Origin of the sequence: Arthrobacter sp. cf158, from assembly GCF_900106835.1 — a bacterium.
Lineage (GTDB): Bacteria > Actinomycetota > Actinomycetes > Actinomycetales > Micrococcaceae > Arthrobacter.
Map to the genome: position 1 here is coordinate 335,639 of NZ_FNNR01000002.1, position 15,604 is coordinate 351,242.

The window sequence follows — 15,604 nt, forward strand, 5'->3', positions numbered from 1 at the left end:
GATTTATCCCAAGTTATCCACATGTACAGCAGAGCAAGTTGAGGCTGTGGAATGGCTCGCTTAGCGTAAATGACTCGAGATATGTCTCTCGTTTACGGGCATAAGAGCAATTGGGGGAGCTGTGGATGCAGTAAGGATCGTCGAAGGCGAGGTCCGGGAACTTATTCGGCGCCGCGGCCTCGATCCCCTGGAGCAAGTTGCGGACGTACGGCTACTGGTGGAGGCGGCCGTCAACGACTACGACGAACGTGCGCTTCTGGGGCCGCTTCCTCCATTGGGTCATTTGGAGACCGCCCGCCGGCACATCTTTGATGCAGTGGCAGGTTTCGGGCCGCTTCAACCACTCCTGGATGACTCGTCAGTTGAAGAGGTATGGATCAACGCGCCGCACGAGGTCTATGTCGCACGCAATGGGGAATCGGAGCTAACCGCGCTCAGCCTTACTGAGCAACAGGTGCGCGATCTCGTTGAAAGAATGCTCAAGACTTCGGGGCGCCGGCTGGACCTGTCATCACCGTTCGTGGATGCGGCACTGCCCGACGGCTCGAGGCTGCATGTGGCCATACCCGACATCACCCGGAAGCATTGGGCCGTCAACATCAGGAAGTTCATCGCTCGGGCCAGCAGGCTGGAGCACTTGGTGGAACTGGGGTCGCTGACGCCTCAGGCTGCCAGGTTCTTGGGGGCGGCGGTGGCCAGCGGCCTCAACATACTGGTGTCAGGCGCCACCCAGGCCGGGAAGACCACCATGCTGAACTGCCTGGCTGCCCACATCGGCTCCCGGGAACGCGTCATCACCGTCGAGGAAATCTTCGAACTCCAACTCCCATTGCGGGACGTGGTTGGTTTGCAGTGCCGCCAACCCAACCTGGAGGGTGGGGGCGAAATTCCACTGCGCCGGCTGGTCAAGGAAGCGCTCCGGATGCGGCCGGACCGCTTGGTCGTGGGCGAAGTCCGTGAAGCTGAAAGCCTGGACATGCTGATCGCGCTGAATTCCGGCTTGCCCGGGATGTGTACTGTGCATGCCAATTCAGCGCACGACGCCGTAACGAAGATCTGCACCCTCCCGCTACTGGCCGGTGCGAACATTTCCAGTGCCTTTGTGGTACCGACGGTGGCGTCCTGCATCGACCTCGTGGTGCACTGTGGCCGTCATTCCACCGGACGCAGGCAGGTGACTGAAATCCTTTCACTGGGGCGGAGGGTGGAAAACGGAGTCATCGAATCGTCCGGTGTCTTTGGCATGGCGGACGGTCGTCTGCAGCCCAAGGCCAACTCGATGCCAGCAGCGGATAAGTTTGCCCGCGCAGGCTTCGATGTTGCTGCCCTTCTGGAGGTCAACTGATGGCACCACTTCTGGGATCCATGTGCGGCTTGGGCCTTTTCCTTGTGTGGTGGTCTGCATGGGTGCAGCCACCAGCAGAAGCGAGGACCCCCAAGGCGAAGCGCTTGGACCTTCTGCTGGGGTCGGCAGGAATTGAGAAGGTGACGGGTGGAGGCCTGCTGCTCACTTGCGGATGTTTTGGTCTCACTGCGCTACTGGTGTTCCTCGTTATCACTGGCTCGCCCCCGGTTTCCGTGTGCTTCGCCCTGTTCGGCTCCTGGATCCCGTTTGCCATCGTGCGCTGGCGGGCACGCAAACGCAGGGCGGCCCTTCGGCTGCTGTGGCCGGATGTGGTGGACCACCTGCGCTCAGCGATTCGGGCAGGCCTCGCACTACCGGAAGCACTGATCCAACTGGGCCATAAAGGGCCCGAGGAATTGAGGGCGCTGTTCCTCGATTTCGGAGCCGACTACAGATCAGGCGGACGGTTTGATGCTGCCCTGAACAGACTCAAAGACCGCCTCGCAGATCCTGTGGCAGACCGGATCATAGAGGCGTTGCGAATGACCCGTGAAGTGGGCGGTTCCGACCTTGGGCGCATGTTGGGCATCCTTTCCGAATTCCTTCGGGACAGCGCACGAACCCGCAGTGAGCTCGAAGCCAGGCAATCATGGACGATTAATGCCGCCCGTCTGGCGGTCGCGGCACCCTGGATTGTTCTGGTCGTCATGGCAGGCCGGCCCGAAGCAATGCTGGCCTACAACTCAGGCCTTGGGGCCATGGTGTTGCTCGGTGGGCTGTTGGTTTCCGTCGTGTGCTATTCGGTCATGCTCAGGGTTGGCGCCTTGCCGGAGGACGAACGGGTGCTGCGATGACCACGTTGACCGCATGGGCCGTCCTATGCGGCGCTATTCTCGGCACGGGCTGTTGGCTGGTGGTGGGGCGGCTGCCGTTCATGCGCCGGGTAACCTTCTCGGACCGTATCGAACCCCAGCTGAAGTCACAGAATCTGGAGTCACGGCTTCTCCGGGTGACGTCGCATAACTCGACTCCTTTTGGGCCGCTGGAAAGGATACTTCGGCCGGTCATCGCAGATGCCACCCGTTATTTGTCCCGTCGCAATCTCGGATCAGCAGCAGTGGCAAAGCGCCTCGCACGTGCCGGTTCGCCGAAGTCGACACTGGACTTTCGGGCAGAACAGCTTCTATGGGCCGGGGCAGGGTTCTTGCTCGCAGTACTTGTGGTGGCCATCAGTGCTGCAAGCGGAGGCTTCAGCCCGGTGGTGTCGTTGCTTTCAGTGATCGGCAGCGGATTGGCGGGATACATGCTGCGCGACTATGTACTGGGCCAACAGATCAAGCGACGCGAATCTGTGATGATGTCGGAGTTTCCCAGCCTTGCAGAGTTGATGGCGCTCGCCGTCGCTGCCGGAGAAAGCGCCATGGGTGCCATGGACAGGGTAAGCCGTAGCTCAAGTGGAGAGCTCTCCGCCGAGTTCTCCATCATCCTTGCCGATGCCCGGTCAGGAACTCCACTGGCTGAGGCGCTCCATGCATTCGCTTCAAGATCGGAGTTGCCTCCGCTGGTCAGGTTCTTTGATGGCCTGGTGGTTGCGGTCGAGCGGGGAACACCCTTGGCGGATGTGCTCCGGGCACAAGCTGCCGACGTCCGTGACGCCGCGAAACGTGACCTCATGGAGTCTGCTGGCAGAAAGGAGATAGCGATGATGGTGCCTTTGGTCTTCGGCGTACTGCCCCTCACGGTCGTCTTTGCGGCCTTTCCAGCAATCGCGGCCCTGGAGATGAGCTTTTAGGGCCCACCTGGTCTGTCTATTCAACGTCCATTCAACAAGATCGCGTTCATACGCACACCTCACATTGGGAGAAGCATGAAAATAGCAACCACCCTGACAATTCTGATCTCTGTCTGTTCGTCGCGGTTGACGGCAGTTGTGCTCCGTGGAGTGCCTCCCCGCCAATACCGTGACCGCGGTGATGTGCCGGGCTGGGTGATGATCACACTGATGTCAGCAGTCCTCGTCGCAGGGCTTCTCGCGCTTGCCACTCCGGCATTGAGTGACCTTTTCAATCAGGCGATGAGCAAGGTAGGCAAGTAGTACATGCGGCGGAGCCGCCCTTTGACTGCGACGCCCGCTGCTTGCCGGCCGATGAGTGATACTGCCGAGCGCGGGGCCGCGGTAGTCGATTTTATTCTGGTCGGGGCACTTCTGACTGTGTTCTTCATGGCCATCATCCAACTCACATTGGTTCTGCACGTCAGGAACACCCTCATCGACGCCGCTGCGTCAGGAGCCCGCTTTGGATCGCTGGCTGATCGCGGCCCCGCAGAGGCCAAAGCGCGGACGGCCGAGTTAATCGGCGTGGCCTTGAACAGCGACTTTGCCGGTGAAGTTGGCTCGGCAGAAGTAGTTATAGACGGTATTCGCGCCTTGGAGGTCACGGTGAAGGCGCCCCTGCCCGTTGTTGGGTTGCTTGGGCCAGGCGGAACGCTGGAGGTGAAGGGACATGCGGCGCTTTCGGACTAAGCCTCGGTGGTCACCGATGACCGATGTCCGGACCAGGGTGAGCGAAGCGCTGTGCATCCTCTTGCTCAGGGAGCAAGACTCCTCAGGAGTTTCTTTTGAACCTTCAGCCCGAATGGCCCTTGAATCTGAAGCGCAAACCGGCGACGCTGAAGCACAAATCCGGGCAGCTGAATCACAAAAGGGCAGCGCCGTAGTCGAATTTACGTTCCTGGCGCTTCTGCTCATGGTTCCCGTGGTCTATTTTGTGGTGACGATAGGCCAGATTCAGGGTGGGTCGTTTGCCGTTGTCGGCGCTGCGGACCAGGCCGCAAAGGTCTTTGTTTCCGAGGGGGATGTTGCCCGGGCGAGAACTGCAGCCGAACGGACCGTCAAGCTGGCTCTGAACGATTACGGCTACGGGCAGGAGCAAGCTCGGGTTGAAGTAGCTTGCGATCGTGCAGACTGCCTATCCGCTGGAGCCCTGGTCACCGTGACCGTGGTGTTGGATGTTCCGTTGCCCATGGTTCCTTTTGGCGATGCGCTGCGCTTGAAGGCCAGCCGCCTGACTGCTTCTGCAACCCAGGTAGTTGGACGATACCAATGAGGCTGTCGCGACCCTGCGCAAGTGACCATGAAGATGGCCAAACATCGGTGCTCATTGTGGGATACGTGGTGATTGCCCTGCTCCTGGCCACGGTGGTCATGGCGGCCTCAGCGATTTACCTTGAGCATAAAAAATTGCTTTCCCTTGCCGATGGAGCAGCGCTCGCAGCAGCCGACTCCTACATGGTGGGGGACATCGGCGGCGGGACGATGCCCTCGACAATCCTCGTGAACGAACGCGTGACAAACGCTGCAAAGTCCTACCTCCTCAACAACGGCGCCTTCGCCCGGCACGACCACTTGGCGGTAGGAGCCGGAACGGAAAGTTTGCCCGGCGGGACAGCGGTGGTGGTGCTCACCGCCGTCGCGCATCCTCCCGTCATCAGTTTCCTGGTGCCCGACGGGGTAGTCATTGAGGCCAGGTCCCTAGCCCGCTCCAGGCTGACGCAGTAATGGCCGCAGGGATCTGTGGGAGCCGTCAGGGGAGCGCGGTGGATAGCGTACGCTGGGATGACCATGGCTGAGATAGATTTTCCCGCAGAAATCCGCGCACTTCGCGCAACTTACAGCTCCATCGAGAACGTCACCGATGTTGATGCACTTAAAGCTGAGATCGCTGAATTGAGCGAGCAGGCCGGCGCCCCCGATCTTTGGGACGACCCCTCTTCAGCTCAGGTGATCACCTCGCGGTTGTCGCACCGGCAGTCTGAGGTTGAGGGTTTGTCCAAGCTCGCTTCCAGGATCGACGACCTCGAAGTCCTGGTGGAATTGGGCCAGGACGAGGGCGACGAGGACTCCATGGCGGAAGCCGCGAAGGAACTGTCTTCCATTCGTAAAGCGTTGGCCGAACTCGAGATTACAACGCTGTTGTCCGGGGAGTATGACGAACGCGAAGCTGTGGTCACCATTCGGGCAGGTGCCGGTGGCGTCGATGCTGCCGACTTCGCGGAGATGTTGATGAGAATGTACCTCCGGTGGGCCGAGCGCCACGGCTATCCAACCACCGTGATGGATACGTCCTACGCCGAAGAAGCAGGCTTGAAATCCGCTACCTTCGAAGTCAAGGCTCCTTACGCTTTTGGTACTTTGAGCGTCGAGGCAGGCACACACCGGCTGGTCCGAATCAGCCCGTTCGATAATCAAGGGCGGCGCCAGACGTCATTCGCGGCCGTTGAGGTCATCCCCCTGATCGAGCAGACTGACTCAATCGAGATTCCGGATAACGAGATCCGAGTCGACGTCTTCCGTTCTTCGGGCCCCGGTGGCCAGTCAGTCAACACCACCGACTCCGCAGTTCGCCTGACCCACATTCCCACTGGGATTGTGGTTTCGATGCAGAACGAAAAATCCCAGCTCCAGAACAGGGCTGCTGCCATGCGTGTGCTGCAGTCCCGTCTGCTGTTGGTGAAGAAGGAACAGCAGGACGCGGAGAAGAAGGCCCTTGCCGGGGACGTCAAAGCATCCTGGGGCGATCAAATGCGTTCTTATGTGCTCAATCCTTACCAAATGGTCAAGGACCTGCGAACGGAACACGAAGTAGGCAACACATCGGCCGTCCTGGACGGCGACATCGATGATTTCATCGATGCCGGCATTCGTTGGCGTACGGGTAACCGCAACGCGGCGGCCAACTAGGCGAGGGCTTGGATTCCACGACACGCCCTTGAAAGCCGCGGTTTCCGCGCTTACCCGTGCGTATAGTCGAGTGGCCGGTGCTCTCACTTCCCCCATCGAAAGCCCGCGCTCCGGCTGTTGGACTGGGCGACTATGTCATGTCCGGCGGGGTTCTAAGGGCCATGATCAGATTCGAGAATGTCACCAAGGTCTACGAGCAGAATGCCCGACCGGCGCTCGACTCTGTCAGCCTTGAGATCAACCGCGGCGAGTTCACCTTCCTGGTGGGAGCGTCGGGGTCAGGAAAATCCACTTTCCTGCGATTGATCCTGAAGGAAGACAAAGCCTCCTCCGGATCCGTGTACGTGGCCGGCCAAAATGTTGCGAACATCTCCAGTTGGCGCGTCCCGAAACTCCGTCGTGGCATAGGTGTTGTCTTTCAGGACTTCCGCCTCCTGCCCCAAAAGAATGTCTTCGCCAACGTTGCCTTCGCGATGCAGGTCATTGGCAAGAGCCGCTCCATCATTCGTGAGACAGTCCCGGAGGTCTTGAAGACCGTGGGCCTGGAGGGCAAGGAACGCCGCATGCCCCACGAGCTCTCAGGCGGCGAGCAACAGCGCGTGGCCATCGCCCGCGCAGTGGTTAATCGTCCCGGCATTCTGCTGGCGGACGAACCGACGGGCAACCTGGACCCCATCACCTCGATGGGAATCATGGGTGTCCTGGACAAGATCAACCAGAACGGCACCACGGTAGTTATGGCAACCCACGACGACGACATCGTGAACGAAATGCGCCGCCGCGTGGTGGAACTCAAGAACGGCAAGGTCATCCGTGACGAGGCCAAGGCTCTCTATACGTCGATGATTCCGGTGGTTGGCGAATCGCGTCGGCTCAAGGACGCCAGCGGCGAGGAACTCAACCGTGCGCAGGGGGCCCAACTGTGAGGCTTTTGTTTATCCTGGGGGAAATCGGCAGCGGTCTCCGACGGAACCTCTCCATGGTGATTTCCGTTGTCTTGGTAACTTTTGTTTCGCTCACCTTCGTTGGTGCTGCCGGAATGCTGCAGATGCAGATCAACCAGATGAAGGGCTACTGGTACGACAAAGTCCAGGTGGCCGTCTTCCTTTGCAACGACGGTTCGACGGCGGTGGGTTGTGCTTCCGGTCCTGCCACCAAAGAGCAGCAAGCCAACCTGCAGGCAATGCTTGAGTCGCCGGCAGTCAAGCAATACATCAACGACTTCCAGTTCGAATCCCAGGCCGAGGCGTATACACACTTCAAGGAACAGTTCTCCAACTCTCCCATTGTTGACTCCGTGTCCGAGGATCAGTTGCCGGCGTCTTTCCGGATCAACATGAAGAACCCGGAGAAGTATCAAATCATCAGCGAGACGTTCTCTTCACAGCCGGGAGTGGAGACCGTAAGTGACCAAAGACAGGTCCTCGAACGGATCTTCTCCTGGATGAACGGTGCATCTGTTGCCGCGATGGGTGTAGCCGCGGTAATGATTTTCTGCGCGGTTCTGCTGATTACCACCACCATCCGGCTTTCGGCCTTTAGTCGACGGCGGGAAACCGGAATCATGCGGCTCGTAGGTGCTTCCAAGACGGTTATTCAATTGCCGTTCATTCTGGAAGGTGTCATAGCCGCCGTCGTGGGTGCTGTACTTGCGTCGGTAACGTTGTGGCTCATGGCCCACTTTTGGCTGAATGGGGATTTGTCCACGCAGTTCCTCAACACTCCGTTTATTTCCTCTACTCAGGTGTTGGTGATCGCGCCAGTGCTGATTGCGCTGGGTGCCGGACTGGCCGGGATATCCTCTTTGTTGACCCTCCGGCGTTACCTGAAGGTTTAGCCATGAACATCCAGACTCAACGTGCAAGCCTGCTGACAACCGAAAAGGACTCCCGATGACGACGTTGTACCCAAACTCCTTGCGCCGGCGCTTAGCGTCGGGCAATGCTCGGATTCTGGGTGCCGTTCTTGCGGTGGGTCTGGCTGTCAGTCTCCTTTCTGGTGCCCCCGCCGCCCAGGCCGACAACCTTGAAGACCAGCAAGCCGCCCTCGAGGCAGAGGCTGCCCGGGTACAGGCTTCACTGGAGTTTGTGGATGCAAACATCGCAAAAGCTGCTGGGGATCTGGTGATCTACCAAGGCCGCCTTCCCGGCGCCCAGCAGGCTCTGCTTGAGGCCCAGGGGCGTGTAGCCAGTGCGGTCAAGGAAGTTGAGGCGTTGGCCGCCCGGGTTGAGCTTGCCCAGCAGAACAAGGCCAAGATCACCGAGCAGCTTGAAAGCGACAAGCAGAAGATCACCGAGACCAAGAAGTTGATCGGCCAGATCGCCTCCCAGGCCTACAAATCCGGTGGCGTCCCCACAAACGTTGCTCTTTTGTTCGGCTCCAGCGAAACCGGCAGCCTGACGGAATCCATGGACTTGGCTGACCAAGCCATGCGCAGCCAAAACGCTGCGATGACCAAACTGACCCAGCAAAACGCAACCAACGTCAATTCCCAGGCGAGGCTGGTTGCCGTCGAGGAAGAGATCCAGGATCTCAAAGCCAAGGCAGACGCTGCGTTGGAACGGGAGAAATCCGCACGGGACGAGGCTGCAAGCAAGAAAGCCGAAGTCGACAAGCTGATCGAGGACACAACTCGCCTCAACGGGCAGCTCCAGGCCGCTAAGCCGGGTATCGAAGCCAATCTCGCGCGGGTCAAGGCCGAGCAGGACACTGTGGCAGCCGAAATTGTGGAGCGTGACCGGAAGCTTCGGGAAGCATGGGAAGCCGAACAGCGGCGCCTTGCCGCTGAAGCCGCAGCAGCAGCGGCCGCAGCCGCAGCCGCCCAGGGTCGGCCGGCACCTCCGGAAGCACCCTATGTCCCACCGGCAGCGGGATCGCCGTCCGCCTTCGGATTGCGCCACCCCTTCGCCAGTTACGTGCCCATCACGTCCGGATTCGGCTGGCGGGCAACACCCCCCGGAACCATCGATTTCTACGGCACCGGTGGGTACATGCACACTGGCATCGACTTTGGCGCAGCGTGCGGCACTCCCGTCTACGCGGCGGCAGCGGGCGAAGTGTTCAACTCGGGTTGGAATTCTGCCGACGGCGGTGGCTGGCGGGTGAAGCTTTCCCACGGTGTCGTGCAAGGAAACTCTCTGACAACCATCTACTACCACAACAGCAGCATCGTGGTAGCCAACGGCCAACGGGTCTCCGCGGGCCAACTCATTGCCTATTCGGGAAGCACTGGTAACTCCACCGGATGCCACGCGCACTTCGAAACGTGGCTGAACGGTTCGGCAGTGGACCCCATGAACCTCCTTTAGTGCCCGGAGTGGTCCTCGTGCTGGCGTACACTAGTTGAAATCCGCATCTATCAAGGAGTTCTACCGTGCCCAAGGAAAGTGGCCGTAAGGTAGTGGCCACCAATCGGAAGGCCCGGCATAACTACCATGTCCTGGACACCTATGAGGCAGGCATTGCCCTCATGGGAACGGAAGTGAAGTCCCTTCGGGAGGGCCACGCTTCCATGGTGGATGGATTCTGCACCTTCTATAACGACGAGTTGTGGATGGAGGGAATCCACATCCCCGAATATCACCAGGGAAGCTGGACCAACCATGCCGCGCGCCGGCGTCGCAAGCTCTTGCTGCATCGCGACGAACTGGACAAGATCTCGCAGAAGATCCGCGAATCAGGCTTCACGGTAGTGCCGCTTCAGTTGTACTTCCTGGACGGCCGGGCGAAGGTGGAAATTGCCATTGCCCGGGGTAAGAAGGATTACGACAAGCGGCAGACCCTTCGCGAGCAGCAGGACAAGCGCGAATCGCTCCGCGAACTGCGGGAACGCAACCGCCGCTAGGCAACACGCAGGCTGTTCCGGGAATGGGATGCCGGATGAATGCGTTATGATGAGTAGTCCGACAGTAGCTCCAATCTTCTGTCGGGTTTGGTAACAAAATACGGGGATGATCGGTTTCGACGATGTTAGTCGCGACAGGTGAAGCGGGCCGAGGATGCAGAATTATCTCGTAAACGCTGTCTGCAAACCAATAAGTGCCGAATCTAAGCGCACTGACTTCGCTCTCGCTGCCTAAGCAGTAAGACAGTCCGTCAGCCCGGGGTTGCTATCGCCCCGGTTCCTGGCGTCATTTAGATAGCCACTGCTGTTTGCCTTCGTCATTGAGGTAAACGGGACTCTTAGATGACTGGGCCCGGATCAGCCGCCTGTTTGCAGGACGGCTGGGGCCGAGAAAATCCGACGCAAACTGCGCCCGGAGAAGCCCTGACAAAACGACATCGGACGGGGGTTCAATTCCCCCCATCTCCACTATAGTTAGCCCCGGAATCCTTGTGATTCCGGGGTTTTCTTTTTGCCTGTTGGCTGGAACCCCGATTTTGTTGGCGAGAAACAGCACAGATAGGGGAGCGAGTTGGCTCAGCAAGAGGACAGAACAGAACCGGCCGATCAGATTCCCCCGAACGACACCACGGTTCTTGACGCACTTATTGCCAAGGAGTTGGCCGGGCACGAAGATGCCGACTTCTCTTGGGGCAAGTGGTACTGCGAGTGCGGAGTGAGGCTCCGGCGTGGCCTTATCGAACACGTGGCCCATCAAAAGGACGTTGAGCAGAAGCTGCGTATTGAGGCAACCCGTGGCTAGTATCCGTACCCGTGAGCTCAAGAAGGGAGGGGCCTCGCATACGGTCACGTGGCGGGACCCTGAGCAGGGACTCAAGTCGCGCACGTTCAAAGACGTGGACTACGCGCCGGGGGAGGCGAAGGCGAAAGCGGTCGAACTCAAGGACTTCCTTGACTCGAATGGCAACAGCTTCAAGCTGGCCGCCAAAGCGAAAACAATCAAGGACTCCACCGCGCCCACGGTTTACGAAGTCGTCGTCCGGCACATGGATCTGCTCCGGAAGCCTCAGCCTGGCACCATTGCCAAGTACCGACGCATGGCCGCCGGCCATATTGCCCCCAGCGACCTCGGCAAGACACCCGTTGACAAAGTCACCAAAGCCTCAGTTATTGACTGGCTTGACGGGCTCACGATTCTCAGCCGCGCCAATCAACCGACTGGGCAACCTCTCGGCCGAAAGACCAAGCAGAACATCCACGCTTTGCTGTCGGCAGCTTTCGTGACCGCCATGGACCTTGAACTGATGACGCGTAACCCTGCCAAGGGTGTCGCGGAAGCTGACCTCAACGAGGCGCGTGAACCCGTCTACCTCTCGCCGGAGGATCTCGTCGTGCTCTCCGAGCGCATCAACGCGCACTACTCACTCTTCATTCGCTTTCTCGCCGGCACTGGCCTCAGATACTCGGAAGCAACCGCGCTCCGAAAGCGCGACATAAGTGTTCGCCAAGGCCGGGCAGCCGTACGCGTCGAGCGCGCTTGGAAGTCCATCGGCAACGGCGAAGAGATCGGCCCGCCAAAGACAAAGAAGGCAAAGCGGACCGTCACCTGCAATGCGAAGCTATCCGAGGATCTGATCGAGCACATGAAGCCGCTCGGGCTGGATGAATTCGTGTTCCAGCAGCCGGACGGCGAATATGTCCGCAACGCTCGCTTCCACAAGTACGTTTGGCAGCCCCTCATGGCTGAACTGCTGGAGGATGGCATCTTAGACCGGAAACCGTGGATTCACGAGATCCGGCACGCACACACAACCCACCTTCTGGACGCGAACGTGCCTGTGCACGTCGTGCAAGCCAGGCTTGGGCATGAGGACCCGCAGACTACGCTTCGCGTCTATGCGAGGTTGTCCAAGGCATCAGACGCGGCCGCAGCGGACGCGCTGGGCTGAGGTACACTCGAATGCGCAAGAAGGCTCCGCACTTGTTCAGATCAGGTGCGGAGCCTTCTTCATGTCCGCCCCACTTCCGCGCCATCGACATCACAGAGAATGCGCTGGGAGCCTGGTAATCAGGGATCTGCTTTGGGTGTGGCGGCTCATTTAGGCGTGAGACGATAGTGCCATGACCACGCATGTATCCGGAAAAGTCCTGCGAATCACAGACCTGACCATCACGACGCATGTCATCAGGGACCACCAGTTTGAAGACTGCCTGATCATTGGACCGGCCGTGCTTGCCTTGACCGGTGAATCATCCCTCATTGACTGCACCTTTGATGGCGAAATGGATGCTCTCCTGTGGGAGATCCCATCGACGCGCCCCTACGTTACTGGCGCAATACAGGTCGATGGCAGCACGTTCACACGCTGCCGATTCCAGTTGATTGGGTTCGCAGGGCCGCAGGCCTTTGTAGACAAGTTCCGCGCAGGTACGGCAGGCGATTAGCTATGAATGACCGTATTGAAGGCAACCATACTGAACCTTCAGAGGCAGCAACTTCCGCAGAAATTCAGGCGGACTCCATTCAGGCTGCGAACGTTGCACACGTCGTCACCACCGTCAGTGGGGAGGGTCCAACCACTCCCACATTCAGCATCAAGGCTTCCATAAAGAACAGGCCGGCCGAAAAAAAATTACCCAGCTTTGTCGGACGCGGGTCCCGGTTCACTGATGCCAAGAATCTGTCTGCCCTCTTTGACGATGAGCGCAGGGGGAAAGATTGGTATGACACGCTATGACTCTTGTGGTTGTAGACGCGAACGTACTCATTGCCGCGTACATAGAGGACGACACACAGCACGAAGAAGCGGTCGAGATCATCAGCAAGCTAGGCACGCCACTGTATGTGCCAGTCCTCGCGCTTGCCGAAGCGTCCTACTTTATCGATCGAAGGCTCGGACCTGAAGCCGAGCTGGACTTTATTCGTGCCGTGGCGGAAAAGGAAATATCGCCCGTCTACTTCTCGGATGATTGGCCCCGCATTCTCGAGGTAGCAGCACGCTACGTCGATAGAAGAATGGGTGCATCAGACGCCGCTGTCGTAGTCGCAGCTGAAAAGCTCCACACCACTCGGATCGCGAGCATGGACCTAAGGGACCTCAGTGGCGTTCAACTCGCCAGTGGAGACTACGTGGACCTGATTTCATTCGGAAGCCAGGTTTAGAGCGGGAGGAAGCCTGGCAGCCGGTGTTCGAATTTAGCACCCCACTGGACTACTCGGAGCCACTCCGGGCAGCGGTTATATGCATCAATATCCCAATCGGAGTTGGTGACTGGCCGGACATCTTCCTTCGGTAACCATGCGCTTAGGCTGTCCTTCTCGTCGTCGTACCACTGAACATGGATCTGCGTCCGGTTCCAGTGAGTCGCATGGGCGTACACCCAAACGGTTCCGCCAGGCTTCAGCGGCACCCGCGCATGCACCTTGGGGTAGTTGCCCATCTCCCAAGACTTGACGTCTTCCACGGGCCCCACGCGCTCCGGGCGGATGAACTCGTACTCTTGTCCGTCAAGCACGAACTTCGTTGGTGGGAAGATTGGCATGTTCCAATGATGCATGCTTGGAACGACAGCTTGTCCCCCAGTTAGGAGAGACCACACGTGAGCGACCTCAACGTAGGCGACAGCTTCCCCGTTGAGCTCCTCGCCCTCAGCGCCGAAGAGTGCACCGAATCAACCAGCCATTTAGGCTTCCAAGCGTTCTGCGTTCTGGGCGCAGGCCACGCGGGCAGGCACATCGCCGCGGACGCTCACATGATCGTCCGGGCAGCCTGGGGCTAAGCCGTGGAAGTAACCCTGACAATCGAAAACAGCGAGGGCAAGCTAAGTACAGTCAGCGCCGGGGGCGGAGACTACGACGAGGCCCTCGTGGCCGCACGGGCACTTGTCCCTGAAGGCTGCAGGGCCATCGCCGTCCGCACCGATCGTTGACGTGGATAGCGACATTTTGTCAGTCCACTTTCATAGACTGATGTCATGCGAGTTGACCCTGCACGTGTTGACATGTTCGAGGACTACCTGTCTAGGCACGACCCCGGGCAACTAAGAATGCGGGCCAAACAGTTTTTGGCCTCCCGCAAGCCCCTGACGCGAGCTCAAGCCATCAAGGGGATCTACAACATTGTTCGCCCTCCAGGGGGAGACCGTTTTACGCTGCCAACCACAAGTCGGCCCATTCAGGCGGGCAGCGTCCTCTACCGGGCGCGACCGCTGGAGAGCATTTCAGACATGAAGGTTGTAGCGGATGCCTGGGAGCCTCCCATAGACAGGGCACGCATAGGAAGGCTCAATATGCCCGGCGAGCCAATGCTGTACACCGCTTGGGATCCGGCCACGGCTTGCTTTGAAGTAGGGGTCAGTGGACCGACACTGTTGGCCATGAGCCACTTTGTCGTCTACCAAGACTTCAAATCGACTGAGATCGGCGTGTTGGAAGTCCCTGACAACTTGAGCCTAAAGGCCCAGAAGAAGCTTGCGGTCATCCTGGAATTGCTTCACGACGTTTTCATGAAGCCGTACAGCGACAACGACCCGGACAAGTATGTTGCAACAGAAGTTCTGGTGAAAGACCTCTACGATCTGCCGCCGGATATGTGCCAAGCATGGTCGTACAAGTCGGTAGCCGATCCCTCGCCGCACGCTTTGAACCTATGTTTCCGCCCGGACGCAGGCCGGGAAGTGTTGCGATTGGCTCGAACGGACATCGTAGAAGTGGATCCCTCCCCTGAAGGTCACATTGCGGGGTTCAACTTCACCACGCTCAAGGTCTTGGAGCCTGATACGGAATCAGGTGCCCTCATGGAGGTTATACAGCCTTGGGCGCGTGAGCTGTCGCAGCAGCTTTAATGGCGTCACGCATCTTTTCGTAGACGGCGTTCACATGGTGGTAGGGGGCAAGACCCCACTGATGCTTCGCGGCGGCCACGGCGACATCCTGTCCAACCGTGAACACATTGACCCCGCGCTCCCGGAGCGAGTCCGTGTACCGCTGGTACGTCCTATTCCAGTAGCCAGAGGACATGCCGCGGTACTGCAACCCAGTCTGGCCACTGTCTGCCGTCTCCGCCCATTCTGGGGCGAGGACCAGCAAGGGTTTGCCAGTCTCTGCGATCCTTTTAAGGACAACATCGGATGCTTTCTGCCACAGTTCGAAGTGTTCGTCCGTGCCGAACTTGATGAGGCGCGGCTGGGTGTCCTGCTGCTGAAGGAGTTTGCTCTCTTCGAGCTCCCAGGTCTGGGTGATGTAGGTGTTGGGCGCAAGTTCGTAGACCCCGAGCCGCTCGTCAACGAGATCAAGGACGAACACATCGGCTTTTGATGCTGCTTCGTCGATGGACGGCAAGAGGGAGGATCGGACGTCATTGCGCACGCACTGATTCTGAAACTTCGAGGTCAGAGCGCTCTCACCACGGAGAACGCCTCGCGGCGAGGCCGCGCTGATCATGCTCTGGCGGGCGACGTATTCAACGATCGTCCAGTCCTCGCCCAGAAACGGCTTTGTGTCGCGTGAGACGCAGCTGCCATAGATGAAGATACCCGGCAAAACAAACCCCCATGAAGTGACTGTGAAGAAACCACCCAAGCCTAACAAAGCGCAGCGACGTCCATAGTCACGATCCATTTCGGAAGCAAGTCACGTTCGTCCGGCGTCTGGACATTCAGGTATCTTTTCCTG

Annotated in this window: 21 protein-coding genes and 1 other RNA gene; 20 read left to right on the forward strand and 2 right to left on the reverse strand. The window is 59.0% G+C overall.

The window, feature by feature from the left end; all coding sequences use genetic code 11:
- The first annotated feature begins 121 nt into the window (after positions 1 to 121).
- The 17 genes from BLW08_RS04440 to BLW08_RS04525 all read left to right on the forward strand — a co-directional run bounded on the left by BLW08_RS04440 (position 122) and on the right by BLW08_RS04525 (position 13,093).
- Positions 122 to 1,345 carry a TadA family conjugal transfer-associated ATPase gene (locus BLW08_RS04440; protein ID WP_090818416.1) on the forward strand — a complete coding sequence of 408 codons (1,224 nt, stop codon included), beginning with the start codon at positions 122 to 124 and terminating at the stop codon, positions 1,343 to 1,345.
- Positions 1,345 to 2,199 carry a type II secretion system F family protein gene (locus BLW08_RS04445; RefSeq protein WP_090818419.1) on the forward strand — a complete coding sequence of 285 codons (855 nt, stop codon included), beginning with the start codon at positions 1,345 to 1,347 and terminating at the stop codon, positions 2,197 to 2,199. The genes BLW08_RS04440 and BLW08_RS04445 overlap by 1 nt, the downstream gene beginning before the upstream one ends.
- Positions 2,196 to 3,137 carry a type II secretion system F family protein gene (locus tag BLW08_RS04450; RefSeq protein ID WP_090818421.1) on the forward strand — a complete coding sequence of 314 codons (942 nt, stop codon included), beginning with the start codon at positions 2,196 to 2,198 and terminating at the stop codon, positions 3,135 to 3,137. Before BLW08_RS04445 ends, BLW08_RS04450 begins: the two co-directional genes overlap by 4 nt.
- 75 nt (positions 3,138 to 3,212) lie before the next feature.
- A complete protein-coding gene (locus tag BLW08_RS04455) occupies positions 3,213 to 3,440 on the forward strand; it encodes a hypothetical protein (RefSeq protein WP_091323535.1) in 228 nt (75 codons plus the stop codon).
- A gap of 51 nt (positions 3,441 to 3,491) precedes the next feature.
- Positions 3,492 to 3,869: a TadE family protein gene (locus BLW08_RS04460; protein WP_254779683.1), complete on the forward strand. Its 378-nt coding sequence runs from the start codon at positions 3,492 to 3,494 to the stop codon at positions 3,867 to 3,869.
- A gap of 112 nt (positions 3,870 to 3,981) precedes the next feature.
- On the forward strand, positions 3,982 to 4,452 hold the full coding sequence (locus tag BLW08_RS04465) for a hypothetical protein (RefSeq protein WP_090819151.1): 471 nt from the start codon (positions 3,982 to 3,984) through the stop codon (positions 4,450 to 4,452).
- Positions 4,449 to 4,904 carry a pilus assembly protein TadG-related protein gene (locus BLW08_RS04470; RefSeq protein WP_090818430.1) on the forward strand — a complete coding sequence of 152 codons (456 nt, stop codon included), beginning with the start codon at positions 4,449 to 4,451 and terminating at the stop codon, positions 4,902 to 4,904. Before BLW08_RS04465 ends, BLW08_RS04470 begins: the two co-directional genes overlap by 4 nt.
- 63 nt (positions 4,905 to 4,967) lie before the next feature.
- Positions 4,968 to 6,086: a peptide chain release factor 2 gene (gene prfB / locus BLW08_RS04475; protein ID WP_091323888.1), complete on the forward strand. Its 1,119-nt coding sequence runs from the start codon at positions 4,968 to 4,970 to the stop codon at positions 6,084 to 6,086.
- A gap of 161 nt (positions 6,087 to 6,247) precedes the next feature.
- Positions 6,248 to 7,012, forward strand: a complete 765-nt coding sequence (gene ftsE, locus BLW08_RS04480; protein ID WP_091323540.1) for a cell division ATP-binding protein FtsE — start codon at positions 6,248 to 6,250, stop codon at positions 7,010 to 7,012.
- On the forward strand, positions 7,009 to 7,923 hold the full coding sequence (gene ftsX, locus BLW08_RS04485; RefSeq protein WP_090818436.1) for a permease-like cell division protein FtsX: 915 nt from the start codon (positions 7,009 to 7,011) through the stop codon (positions 7,921 to 7,923). Before ftsE ends, ftsX begins: the two co-directional genes overlap by 4 nt.
- Before the next feature lie 55 nt (positions 7,924 to 7,978).
- Positions 7,979 to 9,394, forward strand: coding sequence for a M23 family metallopeptidase (locus BLW08_RS04490; RefSeq protein WP_090818439.1), 1,416 nt, complete (start codon positions 7,979 to 7,981; stop codon positions 9,392 to 9,394).
- A 65-nt stretch (positions 9,395 to 9,459) separates the two neighbouring features.
- The gene (smpB, locus tag BLW08_RS04495; RefSeq protein WP_017198498.1) at positions 9,460 to 9,930 is read left to right on the forward strand and encodes an SsrA-binding protein SmpB; all 471 of its coding nucleotides are present in this window, start codon (positions 9,460 to 9,462) and stop codon (positions 9,928 to 9,930) included.
- Between the two features lie 102 nt (positions 9,931 to 10,032).
- Positions 10,033 to 10,401: a transfer-messenger RNA gene (ssrA, locus tag BLW08_RS04500) on the forward strand.
- A 100-nt stretch (positions 10,402 to 10,501) separates the two neighbouring features.
- Positions 10,502 to 10,732 (forward strand): hypothetical protein, encoded by a 231-nt coding sequence (locus BLW08_RS04505; protein WP_091323543.1) that lies wholly within the window; start codon positions 10,502 to 10,504, stop codon positions 10,730 to 10,732.
- Positions 10,725 to 11,879, forward strand: coding sequence for a tyrosine-type recombinase/integrase (locus tag BLW08_RS04510; protein ID WP_091323545.1), 1,155 nt, complete (start codon positions 10,725 to 10,727; stop codon positions 11,877 to 11,879). Before BLW08_RS04505 ends, BLW08_RS04510 begins: the two co-directional genes overlap by 8 nt.
- A gap of 172 nt (positions 11,880 to 12,051) precedes the next feature.
- The gene (locus BLW08_RS04515) at positions 12,052 to 12,375 is read left to right on the forward strand and encodes a hypothetical protein (protein ID WP_091323547.1); all 324 of its coding nucleotides are present in this window, start codon (positions 12,052 to 12,054) and stop codon (positions 12,373 to 12,375) included.
- Between the two features lie 289 nt (positions 12,376 to 12,664).
- On the forward strand, positions 12,665 to 13,093 hold the full coding sequence (locus tag BLW08_RS04525; protein ID WP_091323550.1) for a type II toxin-antitoxin system VapC family toxin: 429 nt from the start codon (positions 12,665 to 12,667) through the stop codon (positions 13,091 to 13,093).
- On the opposite strand, the gene BLW08_RS04530 is transcribed toward BLW08_RS04525, so the two are convergent.
- Positions 13,090 to 13,473 (reverse strand): hypothetical protein, encoded by a 384-nt coding sequence (locus BLW08_RS04530; protein WP_091323551.1) that lies wholly within the window; start codon positions 13,471 to 13,473, stop codon positions 13,090 to 13,092. The genes BLW08_RS04525 and BLW08_RS04530 overlap by 4 nt on opposite strands.
- 57 nt (positions 13,474 to 13,530) lie before the next feature.
- On the opposite strand from BLW08_RS04530, the gene BLW08_RS04535 reads away from it, so the two are divergent.
- Genes BLW08_RS04535 through BLW08_RS04540 form a run of 3 tightly spaced genes read left to right on the forward strand, consistent with a single transcriptional unit; the run spans position 13,531 to position 14,775 of the window.
- Complete coding sequence (locus BLW08_RS04535; RefSeq protein ID WP_091323553.1) at positions 13,531 to 13,710, forward strand: hypothetical protein; 180 nt, start codon at positions 13,531 to 13,533, stop codon at positions 13,708 to 13,710.
- 3 nt (positions 13,711 to 13,713) lie between these two features.
- A complete protein-coding gene (locus BLW08_RS23800) occupies positions 13,714 to 13,860 on the forward strand; it encodes a hypothetical protein (RefSeq protein WP_175538573.1) in 147 nt (48 codons plus the stop codon).
- Positions 13,861 to 13,905: 45 nt separating this feature from the next.
- Positions 13,906 to 14,775, forward strand: coding sequence for an RES family NAD+ phosphorylase (locus BLW08_RS04540; RefSeq protein ID WP_091323554.1), 870 nt, complete (start codon positions 13,906 to 13,908; stop codon positions 14,773 to 14,775).
- On the opposite strand, the gene BLW08_RS04545 is transcribed toward BLW08_RS04540, so the two are convergent.
- Positions 14,735 to 15,550 carry a DUF6270 domain-containing protein gene (locus BLW08_RS04545; RefSeq protein ID WP_254779685.1) on the reverse strand — a complete coding sequence of 272 codons (816 nt, stop codon included), beginning with the start codon at positions 15,548 to 15,550 and terminating at the stop codon, positions 14,735 to 14,737. The genes BLW08_RS04540 and BLW08_RS04545 overlap by 41 nt on opposite strands.
- Between the last annotated feature and the right edge of the window lie 54 nt (positions 15,551 to 15,604).

Excerpts from the sequence above, each read along its gene's own strand:
- prfB (WP_091323888.1), top strand. The coding sequence starts at position 4,968 with ATGGCTGAGATAGATTTTCCCGCAGAAATCCGCGCACTTCGCGCAACT.
- BLW08_RS04465 (WP_090819151.1), top strand. The coding sequence starts at position 3,982 with ATGGCCCTTGAATCTGAAGCGCAAACCGGCGACGCTGAAGCACAAATC.
- ftsE (WP_091323540.1), top strand. The coding sequence starts at position 6,248 with ATGATCAGATTCGAGAATGTCACCAAGGTCTACGAGCAGAATGCCCGA.
- BLW08_RS04515 (WP_091323547.1), top strand. The coding sequence starts at position 12,052 with ATGACCACGCATGTATCCGGAAAAGTCCTGCGAATCACAGACCTGACC.
- BLW08_RS04450 (WP_090818421.1), top strand. The coding sequence starts at position 2,196 with ATGACCACGTTGACCGCATGGGCCGTCCTATGCGGCGCTATTCTCGGC.
- BLW08_RS04530 (WP_091323551.1), bottom strand. The coding sequence starts at position 13,473 with ATGCCAATCTTCCCACCAACGAAGTTCGTGCTTGACGGACAAGAGTAC.
- BLW08_RS04470 (WP_090818430.1), top strand. The coding sequence starts at position 4,449 with ATGAGGCTGTCGCGACCCTGCGCAAGTGACCATGAAGATGGCCAAACA.
- BLW08_RS04455 (WP_091323535.1), top strand. The coding sequence starts at position 3,213 with ATGAAAATAGCAACCACCCTGACAATTCTGATCTCTGTCTGTTCGTCG.
- BLW08_RS04490 (WP_090818439.1), top strand. The coding sequence starts at position 7,979 with ATGACGACGTTGTACCCAAACTCCTTGCGCCGGCGCTTAGCGTCGGGC.
- BLW08_RS04460 (WP_254779683.1), top strand. The coding sequence starts at position 3,492 with ATGAGTGATACTGCCGAGCGCGGGGCCGCGGTAGTCGATTTTATTCTG.
- BLW08_RS04540 (WP_091323554.1), top strand. The coding sequence starts at position 13,906 with ATGCGAGTTGACCCTGCACGTGTTGACATGTTCGAGGACTACCTGTCT.
- BLW08_RS04445 (WP_090818419.1), top strand. The coding sequence starts at position 1,345 with ATGGCACCACTTCTGGGATCCATGTGCGGCTTGGGCCTTTTCCTTGTG.
- BLW08_RS04545 (WP_254779685.1), bottom strand. The coding sequence starts at position 15,550 with ATGGATCGTGACTATGGACGTCGCTGCGCTTTGTTAGGCTTGGGTGGT.
- BLW08_RS04525 (WP_091323550.1), top strand. The coding sequence starts at position 12,665 with ATGACTCTTGTGGTTGTAGACGCGAACGTACTCATTGCCGCGTACATA.